This is a genomic window from Haloarcula sp. CGMCC 1.2071 (genome assembly GCF_037078445.1).
GTDB classification, from domain to species: Archaea; Halobacteriota; Halobacteria; order Halobacteriales; family Haloarculaceae; genus Haloarcula; species Haloarcula amylolytica.
On record NZ_JAYMGY010000013.1, the window covers coordinates 1 to 14753 of the forward strand.

A 14753-nucleotide genomic window follows, 5' to 3' on the forward strand; every position below is an offset into this window, starting at 1 on the left:
TTCGGAAGGTGCGACGGCGGGCATCGGGGGCCGTGGACGCCCCGACCGTGACCCAACCGACCGCCCGAGGCTATCAGGCCGATGGTCGGATGGGAGTGTCCGACTAAACCACGGGAAGCCTCGGGGCTTGACCCCGAGGCGGTTCACTTACAGTAAACGCCGAACGACTGGCCGAGAATACACAGCTTACGTTCGGTTCATGATCCGCTCATGACGAGTATCTCTCTGTCAACGACGATCAGCGGTCAGTACACTCGGTACTTGGTGCGTGCCTGCGAGATCCATTTGTGGACTATTATAAAATGCAGTCGGGTTGCATATTCGATGCAACCCGCAACTTCACGGCTTTTGTCTCAGTCCGCTTTTCGTCCCGAAACCCGCTTACTTGCCGCTCATCAGAGACGCTGTGGAGATCCGATCTTTCACTCGGTGTGGGGTGTGTCTGAGACGAGAATCTATCGGACAGACAATGACAACCAGCCAGTACACTCGGTATCAGGTGTGTCCGGGACAAGCTTTCCGCCAGTCAGGCAGGACCAGCACACCTGTACCAACGGCAGATCCACCCCAAAGCACCACCCACGGCAGCAGCCGCGTAGTCCATATGAGAGCTCACGAGGGAAGCGATACGACAGTCCGGACACGAGCGATTCGAGCGCGGTACGACGTCATTCACCACCGGGCGGTGACAGGTGCACTCTTCCCTCGGTGGATGCAAGGTTACCTACACGAGCTCGCCATGCTGGGAATCACCAGTTGGGTTGAGTAGGATACAGACGACGTTGGAGGACGGTACTACGAGTACGCTCTTGCTGCGAATCCACTCCCTGTATCGAGACAATCAGCAAAACGGTAGGCCACATGGGTATCTTCAAGGAAGTACAACAGCATCTTGATCGGAGTCACTGAGCTGTCCTCGATACGAGGTCGTCCGGTTCATCACGGCCAACAGCAATCCCCGCGATCATTGCCTCGACAGCACCAATCTGTTCCCCGGAGCGAGCAAGATCACGTTGAACGTCCACGGCACGACGCGCAGCTTCGCTATCGTATGGCACTAACGGACTGTCGTCGAGAATCTCATCGAACTGTTGGCCAGTCGTTGTCGTTGGGTCGATACCGATCCCGACGTCGGTATAGACTAGGGTTGGACAACAAGTAGTTCATCGGAGATCTCATCGAGTTTTGCAACTGCTCCGGCGTCCTCAGCGAGTAAATCAGTCAAAAAGCATACATCGAGAATTACTGTTCAATCTGGCTCTCATCGTTGATGCGTCTATCGACATCATCACGGAATGAGCGGGATTTCTCTTGAATCTGCGCTACTTCGTCATCTTCTGCCAACCCGACCAATCCATACAGTGGATGTTCCTCTTCGGTAAGGATACGATCAATAACGTCGCTAAAGCTCTCACCTTCGCCTTTCTTACGACGCAACCGCTCGTACGTTTCCTCTTTGAGATTAATTGTTTTACTCGGCATTTGTGTATGACTTTCTGTGAATATATCTATTCGGACGACTGTGTACTGTCGTGGAGGTGGCTGAGGGGTCTACTATTCTGCGACAAGGTTGTGATTGCAGTACTACGCTACGTCGTGTGTCCCGGGTTCAGATACCAATACAGGGGACATTCGAGACACTCGACGAGACGGCGACTGGGTAGGAGAGCGATAGAGTACCGCTTCCCACGAGGTCCGTATGAATCAATTGGAACGCACTCGACACGGTGGGGAATCACTACCGCGGGCGCACTGGCTGTTCGTTAAGAGAATGCCATGCGACACGCAGACTTCTCTCCCACACAAGGTATTTCCTCCCACATCAACGTAGCACTACTACCGAGTCAGAGAATGGTCCTCCCAATCGAACATTTCATCATCGCCCTCCTTCCCGTCGCAGTATACGCCCTTCTCCGCGATCGACAGCTCCCAACGCTTCACTTACTGGCAGTGACGTTCTTCGGCAGCCAGTTCCCGGATCTCATCGACAAGCCACTGGCGTACGAACTCCATTTGATTCCCTCTGGACGGGTGTTTATGCACTCGCTTCCGTTCGCGATTCCGCTCTCGATTGCCGTCGTCGCCTATGCGGTCCGAACGGATCGGACTAGACTTGGGGCGGCGTTCGCGTTCGCCCATCTCTCACATCTGGTGGCTGATAACCGACAGCTCCTTCGCCCGGACCCGTACGTGTCGTCGGACTTGCTCTGGCCGCTCCAGCGGCCCGTTATGCGCCCGGCAGTCCCGCAGTGGGTCGGCGAGGGTGCAGTGAATCTCCACCTCTGGACCGGGTTTTCCGTGCTCGTTCTCGCACTGGCGGCGTACATTCTAGTAGCGGACCTGCAGACCCAACTCGACTTCAGATTGTTTTGAGGGGTCTCACCAGTCGGATCCATGATATTTTAGACCGACGGGGAACGACGGTATCGTATGCGACGATTGGTCCTCGCCGTCTGCTTCGTTGCCCTCTTCGCTGGCTGTGGCACATTCGTGGGTGATAGTCCGCCGCCGAGCGACGAACGCGCCGTCGCGGCCGTCGAGGAGGCGAACAGCACTGTCGCCGCCGTCGAAGCGTACCGATTCGGAATGGATATGCACGTAACTGCGTCTGACGGTGAGCAGTCACGGACCGTGCGAGTCGATGGTGAGGGTGCGGTGAACGTCTCGGAAAAACGGATGCAAGCGACGACGCGGACACAAGACCAAACGGTTGAGTCCTATGTCGACGGGTACAAAGCGTACCAGGGCTGTCAGGAACCCTGGGACGGCTACGGCGTCGAGAACGTTTCGCGCTCCGAGCCGTGGGCAACCGCGACACCGCTCCATCGGCAAGTACTGCTCTTCGAACGCTCGAACGTCTACTGGCGGGGCAACGAGACGCTCGACGGCAACCGGACTGTCCTCGTCACGGCGTCCCCGAGCGCCGAGACTATCGAGTCACTGATGAATCGCCGACAGGCTGGCGACATGGCGCTCAACCGCGGCTCGCTCGAGAACGCGACGGCGCGACTCTGGCTCGACCCGGAAACGAACCAGCCAGTAAAATCGGAACTCCGACTAAAAATCTCACAGCGAGGCGCGACCGCAACCGCGACAATTACGCTCAGATACACTGACTTCGACGAACCGACCAAAATCTCGGTACCACCGGAGGTGTACGACGACCCCTACGAACTCGGCTGTCCCGGTACCAGTTGACCCACTCGTCAGCAACAGAGAGAAACCGCTGAACGGTGGGCGAGAAACTCGCTCAGTCCGTCCAGTCCTCGTACAGCCCGCGGCCGACGACACCGAGGCCGACGAGCGTTATGAGGTTGAGGAGGAGGCCACCGACGACCGGAATTGCGAACGGGACGGCCAGTAACAGTCCGCCAGCGACGCCATCTGTTGCGCTCACTGTCCCGTCATCGCCGATAACCGAGTTCCCGACCCAGACGGCAGTAATGCCGGTACCGATGATACCCAGGATGCCGATGAGAAGCAGCCCGGGGATCGAGATCAGAGCGCCGATAACCGTCAGCGCGAGTATCACCAGCCCGATGGGGAGGAAAATGCCGACGAGAACTCCCCAGCCGATTGCGCCGCCGAGATCGTTCTGAATCTCCCGCACGGCGTTAGTCGTATACTTCGGGCCGATAGCGGCGGCTGCAGCACCTAATACTGCAAGAATGACGAACCCGACACCGAATCGGAGAACGACTTCGAGCGCCGGGCTAAGACCTCCACCCGGGGCTGTAGGCTGTGCTGTTGCGACCCCGGAGAGTCCGAGTACGGCGAGTAGACTCCCGAGGCTACTAACGGCTTGCTTGGAGGGCATAGTAGCGTCTTCTCGGTTTCATCTGCGGTTGTAAACCTCTTCTGTATGTTCGTGATCTGTCATCGCAGCTGGCGATACAAACGCTCCTGCTATGTTTCGTCCGTCTGTCGGCCGTTGCCCCGAGTACTGACGGCCGGTTCCACGGCCAGGACTCGATCCTCGGTCTGAGTGCCAACAAGCCTGACACGATGGATGGCCGCACCGTCGGCGCTACTCTGTGAGGTCGACGACGTCGGCGTTGGCGAGGTCCACCAACCGGTCCGGTTCGACCGCAAACACCGCGCTCGGCGTGCCGGCGGCAGCGTGGACGACATCATAGTGGGTAAGTGTCGGGTCGACCGTGATCGGGAGGGCCGTATCGTGACAGATCGGGGGGACGCCGCCGATGCTCCAGCCGACGACGCTCCGAATGTCGCCCGGGTCGGCCATCGACGCGGTTTCTGCATCGTAGTGGTTCGCGACCGCGTCAAGGTCAAGGCGGTTCGCACCGCTCGTGATTGCGGCGACGAGGTCACCGTCGCGATTACTGCCTGCGAGTGCGACGACGATGGTCGACGCGATGGCGGCCGTCTCGCAGCCGATGGCCTCGGCGGCCGCTGCGGCTGTTTCCGTTCCCGACCCGAACTCCGAGACATCGAGGTCGACTCCGTATCGGTCACGGGCCCGGTCCGCGAATTCCGCAGCGCGTTCGTGCATACCTCCTCTGTGCACCTCCCCCTGTAAAAACGGGGCCGAAGACGAACAGGACGATAGCTCAATCGTGTCGGTCGAAACGTCGCCTGCCGTCCCAACGTAGTACGATTCCTCCCAGAACCCACCGCCCCACAGATACCCCTCTAAGAACAGTTCGTGCTGTTCCCGCATCTCTCATGCTGTGAGGACGAACTACTCGACCCGGACAAGATCGAGTACACCTCGTACGAAGTCGTCGCCCAGAATGATGCCTAATCCGACGGTGAAGTCACGACCGGACCGAAACCCCGCGGCAAACCCGTCTCAGTCAAGCATCCCGATCCGATCCGCGGTAAAGCCGAACACGTCCTCGTAGCCGTAGGCTGAGAGCAACACCGGGTGGAAGGCCTCCTCCGCGACGACAGTTTCGTCGTCGGCTGCTGCCACAGGGTCCCCCTCTGGCACTGGCTCGAAGTTCCGGACGAACACCTCGTACTGTTCTGCTGCTGCCTTCGGAATCGGCTCGCCAAGCTGGAACACTGGCAGTGGCGTCTCCCGTTGTGGCGGTGACTCGGTGGTGACTCCAGTGGCAGCGAGGAACTCCCGGATGACCTGCTCCGCGTTCTCGGCGGCTTCCGCGGAGCCCTGATAGCCACATTCGACTTCGACGACTGAGTCCACCGTCGCGAACAATCGCCCCTCGTTTGCGCCTTTCGTCTGAACGACGGCGTCCACGGAGAGGGCGCTACAGAGTGCCGCCATTTCCGGCGTGAGATCGTCGACGAGGGCGAACATTCCGTCGTAGGACTGTGTGGAGTGCAGCGAAAGCACGGTACAGTCGTGGAGTTCTGCGGCGAGAGCCGCGGCCAGCCGTGTCTCGTGGGACTCGCTGTCAGCGTCGCCTGGGAACGATCGGTTGAGGTCCGTATCGAGATATCGCTTGTTTGCGTCGAGGGCGGCCTCGTTCGCGATGATGAACTTGACCGGTCGCTCGACCTCCGGCGGGTCGGCAAGGACGGCTTCGATGCCGTCCCGACCGCACGGTTCGTCGCCGTGGATGCTCCCCACGACGGCCACCTCCGGAACCCCGTCTCCCAGTTGCTCGATTCGCATCTGTCCGTGCTAACGCTTCCAGCCTTTAGAATTATCCGGATTCGGTCAATGTTCGAGCGACTCCGCGAACTCGATGTCCTCCGGGCGACACGTCGGGCACTCGCCGTCGAGACGGATCTGCCAGCCCTGGAGCGCTGACGGGTCCGACAGCGCGTTCGTCACCGTCGTCCGCACATCTAACAGGTCGACGCCGTAGTAGTCGTTAGGGACGCCACGGAAGTACTGCAGCGATGTGCGAAACAGCGACCGCATCCCGTCGTCGTCCTCGAAGTCGAAGTGCTTGTACGCGCCGGCGGCGACCTGCACCATCCCGTGGAGGAATTTGCTCTCCGTGTTCCCGCGGCCGTAGTTGTACCATTCGTCCTCGAAACAGTCGTGTGATTCGTGGAACTCCCCGGAGTTGTACAGACGGACGCCGTGGACGACGGCCCGCCTGAGCGTCTCGTGTTCCCATTGACCGTCGGTTCGCCAGCCCGAAGGGTTCCCGTCGGGGGCCTCGACGGTCGGGTCGCGCGTGTGGTCGTCCATGCCTACGCTACTGGTTCACGGTGGGTCAAACCACCGGTTCTATCGGCGACAGTCGCCATTGGAACGCAATGCACACCTGATCGCGCGGCGGCAGTGCGGCCAGTACGCAAACGCTTTCAATTACTGACACAGTGTCCCACCGGCTCTGAGTCGCTTCCGTACGACATTTATACCGTACCGCCATGTGTACCGAATGCACTACGCGTGCGAGGGTAGCCAAGCCAGGAAACGGCGGCGGACTCAAGATCCGCTCCCGTAGGGGTCCAAGGGTTCAAATCCCTTCCCTCGCATCGTATAGGGGCCGCACAACGCGGCGCCGAAGGATGCACACGGAAGGGTTTGAACGAGAGAAGGCGGGGCGGTTGCCCGTCTCCGCGTAGTTCAAATCCCTTCCCTCGCACTGTTGGACCGACGCGGTCCCTCGCAAACAGTGAGCGGCCATCGTCACGGTCGCGAGTACGCCATCGACCCCGATGGTGTCTCGCTCTGAAGACGACGGCCGACCGGTGCCGGAAGACTCGCACGGAGCGATCTTCCCTCGCAATTCTCCGAACCGATCTGCTAGAGACGTGTCTCAGCGATGCGGCACCCTGTGACACCTCCCCGATGAAGCTGGCTCTCCCGTGAATTGCCCAGATCAGTTCAGTAAGTACCGCTCTAAACGCGGGCTACAGTTACTGAGACATTATCTAGACTCTTTTAGCATCGGTTAGTTACCATCTTATTTGTGAATATATATCAAAAACTCATAACTACAGGAAAACAATCAATTATCCCTCAGTTCATATACTATATCGGTCTAGAAGGCTTCTAAAGGCTTCAGAATAGTATCACTGCACAAGAAATATACCACAGGCTTCAGTAATGTTTCAGTAATGGTAAAAACACCAATAATAAAGCCGACTGTCATCTTCGTCATGGCAGTCGCGTTGATACTCGCTGGTCCGTTATCAGTGACGACCACTGTTGAGGCAACCCCCGTCGCTGAGAGCCAGTCGCTCTCGGTGACCGAAAACGTCGACGTGTGGGACCGGTCCCCGCTCACGCTCAGAACGACGTCAGAAGGGCCGACCACGATAGTGGCACCGCGGACGTTCCTCAACGTCGAATCAGCTGCGACTGGCGACTTGCCGCTCAACAAGCAGACGATGACGATCCACGAGCGCAACGAGTCGATAAATATGTCCTTCGAACCCAGAATCGGTGCCGGAACGAGAGCACTTGCCGGCGACGAGGCGCAACTGCTGGCTGTCAAGTTGGATGAAGCACCGACTACGGCAGGGGCAAACGCCAGTAACATCTCCCGCGCTTCTCTCGAAGATGTCTTCGCAAATAACTCGGACACTACGTCGTCGGAGCTACTCGATGACGCGGAAGACGTCGGCACGATAGACGAGGATGGCGAACTGCAGGCGTCCTACACCCCCGAATCGGGCGGCGTATACGGCTTCGTTCTGGTGACTGTCGACGAGGGCGATGAGGGGCTATCGGTATCGGACGGTAACGTCTCCGTCAACGGGAACGTGACCGTCGTCGGTGTCGAACAGGCCGTGGTGCAGGACAACGCCTCGAACGTCGAGCGGACCCAGAACCCGGTCAACCCCGGCGACAACGTTACGCTGGCTGTCGACACTGAGATGGAAGACGAAAACGCCACCCACGCGGTCCTGCTGGTCCGACAGGGCGAACTCCAGCGGCAGTCGAGCACGGTGACTGTGTCGGGCGAGCTGAACGAGAGCTTCTCGGCTGACCAGATCACCGTCGAGAATTCTTTCGATAACATCAGCGGTGTTGGGACGGTTGAGAGCAACACTGGACTGGGGAGTTTCAACCTCTCCGAGAACCAGTCGATACCTGCAATCGGGTTGCAGGGGCTGTTCGGCACGGTGGTTTCCGAGGCCGAATCGGACGCTGGCGGGGACGTTATCCATGCCTCTGCAACGATTGTCAGCGGTGACGCTGACGCCAACGTGACGGTCCAGACCCTGGATTCCTGGCCGAACGGTGCGTATCAGTACGTCCACGTCGCAGTCGGTAACGAAACCGGGACTCTCAACTCGGATACCGGCACGGTGGCAGTGAGTCCGGGCGGCGGCCCTGATAACGGTGGTGGCCCGGGCAACGGTGGCGGTCCCCCGGACAACGCTGGCGGACCGAGTGATGCTGGGGACGACGAAGGGGACGTAGAGTAACTGATCGGGCGGCCTTTACTGGTGGTGTCCACCGAACACAGCACCTCTTTGTGCGCCGACGTGTGCAGATTCTACTCGATGACACGGCCGACTGTTGGCCGATTGCTGTTAAACCCGGGTCCGCTGTCGAGCATTTACTATAAGGAATGCGTCAAACCGGGGACCTGTCATAAATACGAGTAGGGTAATTTGCCGAGACACGACTCACGAGTCGCGCTGCAAAATCCCCAGACAGTGGGTACGTGTTTTGTAACCGTCATATGACACTGTGTAGCGTCGAATGTCACTGCATAAGAATTATACCGCGCCCCTCCGAAAAAATTCAGTAATGTATAAAACAACAAACGGAAAACGCACTGTAATTTGTGCGATGACAGTGCTGCTGGTGTTAGCCGCCCCCCTGTCGGTAACGTCGGCGGCGGCAACGCCAGTCGATGAAGGGCAAACGACAGCGGTGACGGAAAACGTGGATGTCTGGGAACGGTCGCTGCTCCCGCTTCGGACGTCCTCCAGCGGCCCAACGGCGATAGCAGCCCCGGAGACGTATATCAACATCGAGTCTGCTCAGACCGGTGACGTTCCCCTCAACAGGGAGGAGTACACGATTCACGAAACGGGCGAATCAGTTGATCTGACGTTCGAATCAACGACCGGAGCCGGAACGACTGGACTTGCCGGCGACGAGGCGCAACTACTCGCTGTCAGACTCTCCGAAAACCCATCTTCGGCCGGGTTTAGTGAGGGAAGCGTCAGAACTGATCTAGCTAGTATCTTTACGAACGACTCCAACGCTAACTCGGTCGAACTGCTAGACGACGCGGAGGGTGTCGGTTCGATAGATGACAACGGTGTACTCGAAACGTCGTACACACCTGCCTCGGGTGGTGCCTACGGCTTCGTTCTGGTCACTGTCGATGACGGACAGGGCCTGTCTGTTTCGGACAACAACGTCTCGACTGATGGGAACGTGACCGTCGTCGGCGTCGAACAGACGCTGGTTCAGGAAAGCCCGTCCACGGTCGATGCGACCTCCGACGATATCACCGCTGGCGATAACGTCTCGCTCGATATCGAGACCGAACTGGAGGACGACTCTGTCACGCACGCTGTGTTGCTACTCGACGAGGACGAACTCCAACAGCGGACGAGCACCGTCCGTGTGACCGGCGAAATCGATGAGAATTTCTCGGAAGACCAGGTCACGGTCGAGAACTCCTTCGACGGCGTCAACGGCGTCTCGTCGGCCGACGATGACGCTACCCTCACCGGTGAGGACTCGACGGCAGCAGGAGCGATGCCGTCAGCGGGACTGATCGGGCTGTTCGGGTTCGTTCTCTCCGAAGCATCGCCGGATTCGACCGGTGATGACGTGATGCACGCCTCGTCGACGACGGTCTCCGGTGCCTCCGATACCACCGTCGACGTCGAAACACTCGACTCCTGGCCAAACGGGACGTACACGTACGTTCACGTCGCTGTTGGCGAAGACTCAAACGATATCAACTCCGCGACCGGGACAGTCACGCTATCACAGTCGAACGAAACCGATTCCGGCGACGATGATGACGATAGCGACGACGGGAGTGATGGCAACAACGGCGGCGGCGACGACGGAAGTGATGGCAACAACGGTGACGGCGACAACGACAACAACGACAACGACAACGACGACAACAATAACGGGAGCGATGACAGCGATAGCGGAGATAGCGATGACGATAGTGGGAACGACGACTCCGATACCGAGGGGACTGAAGAAGACACTGAGGACGAAGCTACGACCGACACCGACGACACTGAGACAGTCGAGACTGAAGACGGAGAGGTGCCAACGGAAGCAGCCACGACCGCAGGTGGTGGGGCACAGCAACCCGACGAGACAGGCACAACCGGAACGGAGGGCTCGGTCGAGACCACGAGTTCGAGCGGCCCCGGTTTCACCGTCCTCGTCGCGGTGCTAGCATTGCTAGGCGCTGGATTCCTGGCACGTCGGGACTGAGGAACTTCCACAGTTTACGCGGCATTTGTCTATTCTCTGATGAATCTCTTTCTCTGACGAATTTCTCTCCTGTTGTGTACCTAACTGGAGCTAGCTTTCCTGCATAACTGAGTTATCCCCTCCTAGCGGCTGCGGATACAATATTGCTGAAAGGGGTAATTTTATGTTATTTTACATATAACATTGCTATGTAAGGTACATACAATGGGAGACTACGCAAAGCCATCCCGTGCGGCGAAAATCAAGTGCATCAAGTGTAACTCACCGGTCGTGCTCACCGTCGACGAAGAGTATATCTGTGTCAGCTGCGGCGAAGCACCGATCGAATCGGCGACACCGGTTTGAGACAGGCGTTTCAGCTTCACTCCGCGATCCCTATGGGCGGGAACAGTAGCTTCGATATCTGACGGGGAGCCCGAAATCCGCCGCTTGAGACCCACTGCTTCAGTGGCAACGACCGTCGGCCGCGAACGGCTTACCGTTGTGGTATTTCGGCTGGGACCTGCTCGTATCTCCGGTACACCGTCACGAGGCTGTAGCTGATGGCCAGTCCGAAGACGACCAGGGGGACGGCAAGCGAGAGCAGGCTGTCGGGCGAATGCGCCGCAAACGACGGCGTTCTATCGGGGGTTGCCGACAACAGCGGCCAGAACAGGTTCGGAAAGAAGCAGTAGTCCGTCCCGAGTCGCACAATCGGATAGAAGTCGCCGGCGATGTGTGAGAGGTAGCCGGCGGAAAACACCACTGCGTACCGCCCGTAGCCCTGACGTGCAGCCAGCAGTACAAGGATGGTGAGGACGGGTAGCGAGACGACCAGCGAATGGGCCAGCATGCGCCCGCTCGGAAGAATAGCGAACGTCCACGCGAGCGGCTTGTCGATTACGTCCGGGAGTTGCGTCGCAACAAGCAAGAGCAGTACCATCGGCCCAGACGGGAGGTGATGCCACCGAGCCACCGTGTATACCGTCAGCGGAACGGCTGCGAGGAGGAAGTGGCCTGCGGGGTACACGGTGAAACCAATGATCCAGGCAAGGAAAAGCTGTTTGCCGGGTTAGATCTCAAAAGAATGGGCAGTAAGTCGGTCCCTGTTTTACCTGGGGGAGCGCTGCTCGCTACGAGAACCTGGGTCAGCCGGTTACGTTCACCCAGAGGTGGACTTCCCGGTACGCAGTCGATTGGTCCACGGTCTCAGGTGGTGACCCGCGGTACAGCAGGTACTGGAGCCGAAGCCCCTCCCCAGTCATCTCGGGCGTCACCTCGTGCTGACGGTGCCAGGTCTCGTTGTGTCCCAGCGTCGGCTGGAAGCGCCGCAGTTCCGATCGTTCCCGAACCCGGGTCTCGTTGCCGACGCGTTCGACGCGTTGTAACTCGGCGATTACGGTGTACTCACTCCGTTCGTGTTCCTGATTCCCGATACCGATGATCAACGAGCGACCCTCGCCCTGTTGAAACTCCGTCGGATAGCCGTCAGCGACGAGTTCCCCGTCTTCGTCTTCGGTCAGCAGGTAGAACTCGCTGAACCGCTCGCCGTCCTTTGGTACTGTGACCGCGTAGCCGACGCTGGCGGCCGCAAGCAGGATGCTCAGGACCAACAGCACGTTCAGGACCGCGTCCGTCCGCGAGGCCGGCGAGAACAACTCTTCACGGCCGGCACTGAGCCACGCGCGATACGGGACGCGAAACCGTTCGTCAGCGGGTACCGCCCAGCGTCGAACAGCCGCGACAGCGGTCAACACGAGCGTCAGCCCGCTGAGCGACACGAGAATCGGGAGCAGACGGATGCCCCACGGCGTGAAATTCAACACTAGGCCGACCAAGGGAACGAGGGCGATACTGAGTCCGAACGAGAGCGCGACCCGTTCGATACCGTCGATTCCGTCGGCCCGGGGATCCGAAACGGTCTCGTCGTCGGCCGTGGGGCCGCTCCCGGCCTCCGGAAACAGCGCTGCGATGAACGCATAGCCGGGAATGAAGAGGACAAACACGAGCCCGGCGACGATGCGGACCGGCGTGTCGGAGATGACCGGCAGCAGGGCAGCCAGATTCGTCAGAATCACCACGCCGATAACGCCTGCTAGATCGGCCGGGAGGTGGCGGAGTTGACGTGGCAAGAGTAGTTTCCACGTCTGGGTTTCAGCCATTGGCAATGAGTCATGTCGGCACGGTAAAAAAATAGCTGATTGCGTCGCTTTCTGTCTCAGTACACGACTGCAACTGTCTCCGATGAGCCAACCGAACGCATTTTATCAACCCAGCGGAATAACTCGGTGTGTTCCGGAGCCAGTCGTGGGCCGTGTTCGTCACCCTGACAATACTTGGACTTACAGCGGGCGCTGGTGGGGTGGCAGCGATGGGGACCGACGATGGGGGTCCGGCTCTGAACCGGCAGGTGGAGACGCCGACGGACGACAACGAGACGCAACAGGAAAACCCGGATTCGGTGTCGGACGGCGAGTACGGCGATGAAACGGCCGCCTGGTTGGCTCGGACGATGGGGGGGCGGCTGGAGAACAGCAGCATCGCGCTATCGAACGAACAGTACGAGCAAGCGCAGAGCGTCCTCGGCGACGACTACGACAAGCGTCTGGAGCAGTACGTCGACGTTGCCGGTGACACGTCGTCGGATACGGACGACACCGCCGCGAGAGAGTTCGAAGCCGCGCGCGAGAACCAGCGGAATCTCACGAACGAGGTACAGCGGTACCGCCAGCAATATACGGCGTATCAGGCGGCACGCGAGCGCGGTAACGAACGCAAGGCCCGCATCACTGCGCGTGCGATGGAGCGAACGGCGTCGAACATCAGCGACAGGAGCCAAGAACTGAACCGGAACTTCGAACGGATAGAGAACACCACGTCTGTCGACCTCTCTTCGGGACAGACCGAGATCAACGAGACGACAGAGAACGTCACGGCGACGCAGGCGGCTATCCGTGAAGAGACACTCGTCGGGACGACGCTCACAGTTCAGGCGAGAGACTCGACTGCATCGTTCAGTGATCCCGGAACGGTCTCCGGCCAGATCCGGACTGAGAACGGCTCGGTCATCGCAGACGAGGCGGTCGAACTCAGGATCGGGAACCAGACACAAACTGTTCGAACTGATTCCAGCGGTGTGTTCGAAACGCAGTACCGGCCACGCTCAGCCAGACTCGGGTCGCAGTCCGTCCCGGTCGAGTACGTCCCGGATGCCGACTCGGTGTACCTGTCCGACGACACCACGTTCACGATTGACGTGAAACAGGTGACGCCGAACGCGACGAGCGAAATCGCACCGGGTACGGTAGGGTACGGCGACCGACTCAACGCGACGGCGTCCGTGACAGTCGAGTCGAGAGGTGTCGACGGGGTACCGGTCGAGTTCACCGTTGGTGATACTGTCGTTGCACGAACGACGACCGGAGCGAACGGAACGGCGACAGCATCGACCCGAGCCCCAGCGTCGGTAAACGACGGTGAGCGTGTAGTTGTCGCTCGGGTTCCGTACGAAAACCGAGCGATTGTGGGCGTCCAGTCGGAGACCCCTGTTGTCGTCGTCGAGACTCAGACGACCCTCTCCGTGAGTGCGTCACGCACGGATGATGGGACCCTTGCCAGGGGGCAACTCCAGACCGTTGCCGGGGACCCTGTCGCGGGTCGCCCGGTACGCCTGCAGGTCGGTGCTGGCGGCACCCAACTCGTCGAGACGAACCGGAACGGGTCGTTCCAGACCGTCCTCGAATATCCGCAGAACAACGAGACAGTTACCGTTACCGCTACGTACGACGAACCGAGTTCGAACCTCGGTAACGCGACCGCAACGACAACGCTGGCCGCAGGAGCCGGCGGCGGCAACCCACCGGTCGGCTCCGATTCGGATAGCGATCTGCTTATCGATACCCTGGTAGCGATACTGTTCGGCTCTGACGAGAACCCAGAAGTAGCCTTTGGGAACGGGATCATCGGATACAGCTGGCTGCCCGTCCTGGGCGGCGGGGTAGCGCTTGCAGTTGTCGTCGGGGCTTGGTTTATCGTGTCGCGGCGCCGCCAATCCCAGGTGAACACGACTTCCTCGGTGGAGGCAACTGAGGTATCGATGAGTGGATCCGACCAGGCGACGACGCCATCGAACGCGACGAGTCCGACGTTTGCGGACCGCGTCGATACGTCTCTGGATAGCGGGGACTACGATGCCGCAGCGATGGCGGCGTACACCGCAGTCCACGATGAGCTAGCGGTGAAAAACGGTATTGACGAGGGGGCGACACACTGGGAACTCCTCCAGCAGAGCCAGGAGCACGGCGTTCCCGAGGAACGGATGGCGGATATCGAAACGGTGGTCGAAGCCTTCGAGACGGCGGCGTTCGCACCGACATCGGTTGATCCGTCACGCGCGGAGGCAGCCGTCGAACGTGCCCGCAAGATCAAGTCGAACGGGGACCAGTGACTGCTA

The 14753-nt window shown here is 59.5% G+C and carries 13 protein-coding genes, 1 tRNA gene and 2 pseudogenes; 8 read left to right on the forward strand and 8 right to left on the reverse strand.

The window, feature by feature from the left end; all coding sequences use genetic code 11:
• Window positions 1-107: pseudogene (locus VI234_RS17520) on the forward strand (radical SAM protein); the annotation flags it as partial.
• Window positions 108-1242: 1135 nt separating this feature from the next.
• Here the strand turns inward: VI234_RS17520 and VI234_RS17525 are convergent.
• On the reverse strand, window positions 1243-1482 hold the full coding sequence (locus VI234_RS17525) for an antitoxin VapB family protein (RefSeq protein WP_008308973.1): 240 nt from the start codon (window positions 1480-1482) through the stop codon (window positions 1243-1245).
• A gap of 369 nt (window positions 1483-1851) precedes the next feature.
• On the opposite strand from VI234_RS17525, the gene VI234_RS17530 reads away from it, so the two are divergent.
• Both VI234_RS17530 and VI234_RS17535 read left to right on the forward strand, forming a co-directional pair.
• The gene (locus VI234_RS17530; RefSeq protein ID WP_008308975.1) at window positions 1852-2373 is read left to right on the forward strand and encodes a metal-dependent hydrolase; all 522 of its coding nucleotides are present in this window, start codon (window positions 1852-1854) and stop codon (window positions 2371-2373) included.
• A gap of 57 nt (window positions 2374-2430) precedes the next feature.
• Window positions 2431-3198 (forward strand): hypothetical protein, encoded by a 768-nt coding sequence (locus VI234_RS17535; protein WP_008308976.1) that lies wholly within the window; start codon window positions 2431-2433, stop codon window positions 3196-3198.
• Between the two features lie 52 nt (window positions 3199-3250).
• Here the strand turns inward: VI234_RS17535 and VI234_RS17540 are convergent, their stop codons facing one another.
• The 5 genes and pseudogenes from VI234_RS17540 to VI234_RS17560 form a co-directional block, all read right to left on the reverse strand.
• Window positions 3251-3817, reverse strand: coding sequence for a hypothetical protein (locus tag VI234_RS17540; RefSeq protein WP_014040472.1), 567 nt, complete (start codon window positions 3815-3817; stop codon window positions 3251-3253).
• Window positions 3818-4027: 210 nt separating this feature from the next.
• Window positions 4028-4513, reverse strand: coding sequence for a YbaK/EbsC family protein (locus VI234_RS17545; RefSeq protein WP_336330744.1), 486 nt, complete (start codon window positions 4511-4513; stop codon window positions 4028-4030).
• 57 nt (window positions 4514-4570) lie between these two features.
• Window positions 4571-4684: pseudogene (locus tag VI234_RS17550) on the reverse strand (transposase); the annotation flags it as partial.
• Window positions 4685-4813: 129 nt separating this feature from the next.
• The gene (locus VI234_RS17555; RefSeq protein WP_336330745.1) at window positions 4814-5602 is read right to left on the reverse strand and encodes a succinylglutamate desuccinylase/aspartoacylase domain-containing protein; all 789 of its coding nucleotides are present in this window, start codon (window positions 5600-5602) and stop codon (window positions 4814-4816) included.
• A 45-nt stretch (window positions 5603-5647) separates the two neighbouring features.
• Window positions 5648-6130 carry a DUF309 domain-containing protein gene (locus VI234_RS17560; RefSeq protein WP_008308981.1) on the reverse strand — a complete coding sequence of 161 codons (483 nt, stop codon included), beginning with the start codon at window positions 6128-6130 and terminating at the stop codon, window positions 5648-5650.
• A gap of 206 nt (window positions 6131-6336) precedes the next feature.
• Between VI234_RS17560 and VI234_RS17565 the strand changes: the two genes are divergently transcribed.
• The 4 genes from VI234_RS17565 to VI234_RS17580 all read left to right on the forward strand — a co-directional run bounded on the left by VI234_RS17565 (window position 6337) and on the right by VI234_RS17580 (window position 10666).
• Window positions 6337-6420 (forward strand) — tRNA-Leu (locus VI234_RS17565).
• A 627-nt stretch (window positions 6421-7047) separates the two neighbouring features.
• Complete coding sequence (locus tag VI234_RS17570; RefSeq protein ID WP_336330746.1) at window positions 7048-8322, forward strand: PGF-CTERM sorting domain-containing protein; 1275 nt, start codon at window positions 7048-7050, stop codon at window positions 8320-8322.
• Between the two features lie 328 nt (window positions 8323-8650).
• Window positions 8651-10321, forward strand: coding sequence for a PGF-CTERM sorting domain-containing protein (locus tag VI234_RS17575; protein ID WP_336330747.1), 1671 nt, complete (start codon window positions 8651-8653; stop codon window positions 10319-10321).
• 204 nt (window positions 10322-10525) lie between these two features.
• A complete protein-coding gene (locus tag VI234_RS17580) occupies window positions 10526-10666 on the forward strand; it encodes a hypothetical protein (protein ID WP_008308986.1) in 141 nt (46 codons plus the stop codon).
• A gap of 130 nt (window positions 10667-10796) precedes the next feature.
• Here VI234_RS17580 and VI234_RS17585 read toward each other — a convergent pair whose 3' ends face one another.
• Complete coding sequence (locus VI234_RS17585; RefSeq protein WP_336330748.1) at window positions 10797-11330, reverse strand: metal-dependent hydrolase; 534 nt, start codon at window positions 11328-11330, stop codon at window positions 10797-10799.
• A gap of 118 nt (window positions 11331-11448) precedes the next feature.
• Entirely contained in the window at window positions 11449-12462 is a 1014-nt protein-coding gene (locus VI234_RS17590; protein WP_336330749.1) for a DUF1616 domain-containing protein, read from the reverse strand.
• 209 nt (window positions 12463-12671) lie between these two features.
• Here VI234_RS17590 and VI234_RS17595 point away from each other — a divergent pair, with 209 nt between their 5' ends.
• On the forward strand, window positions 12672-14747 hold the full coding sequence (locus VI234_RS17595) for a hypothetical protein (protein ID WP_336330782.1): 2076 nt from the start codon (window positions 12672-12674) through the stop codon (window positions 14745-14747).
• Window positions 14748-14753: the final 6 nt, after the last annotated feature.

Coding starts and splice junctions, on each gene's coding strand:
- VI234_RS17570 (WP_336330746.1), top strand. CDS start 7,048: ATGGCAGTCGCGTTGATACTCGCTGGTCCGTTATCAGTGACGACCACT.
- VI234_RS17535 (WP_008308976.1), top strand. CDS start 2,431: ATGCGACGATTGGTCCTCGCCGTCTGCTTCGTTGCCCTCTTCGCTGGC.
- VI234_RS17530 (WP_008308975.1), top strand. CDS start 1,852: ATGGTCCTCCCAATCGAACATTTCATCATCGCCCTCCTTCCCGTCGCA.
- VI234_RS17560 (WP_008308981.1), bottom strand. CDS start 6,130: ATGGACGACCACACGCGCGACCCGACCGTCGAGGCCCCCGACGGGAAC.
- VI234_RS17595 (WP_336330782.1), top strand. CDS start 12,672: ATGGGGACCGACGATGGGGGTCCGGCTCTGAACCGGCAGGTGGAGACG.
- VI234_RS17555 (WP_336330745.1), bottom strand. CDS start 5,602: ATGCGAATCGAGCAACTGGGAGACGGGGTTCCGGAGGTGGCCGTCGTG.
- VI234_RS17575 (WP_336330747.1), top strand. CDS start 8,651: ATGTATAAAACAACAAACGGAAAACGCACTGTAATTTGTGCGATGACA.
- VI234_RS17545 (WP_336330744.1), bottom strand. CDS start 4,513: ATGCACGAACGCGCTGCGGAATTCGCGGACCGGGCCCGTGACCGATAC.
- VI234_RS17580 (WP_008308986.1), top strand. CDS start 10,526: ATGGGAGACTACGCAAAGCCATCCCGTGCGGCGAAAATCAAGTGCATC.
- VI234_RS17525 (WP_008308973.1), bottom strand. CDS start 1,482: ATGCCGAGTAAAACAATTAATCTCAAAGAGGAAACGTACGAGCGGTTG.
- VI234_RS17590 (WP_336330749.1), bottom strand. CDS start 12,462: ATGGCTGAAACCCAGACGTGGAAACTACTCTTGCCACGTCAACTCCGC.
- VI234_RS17540 (WP_014040472.1), bottom strand. CDS start 3,817: ATGCCCTCCAAGCAAGCCGTTAGTAGCCTCGGGAGTCTACTCGCCGTA.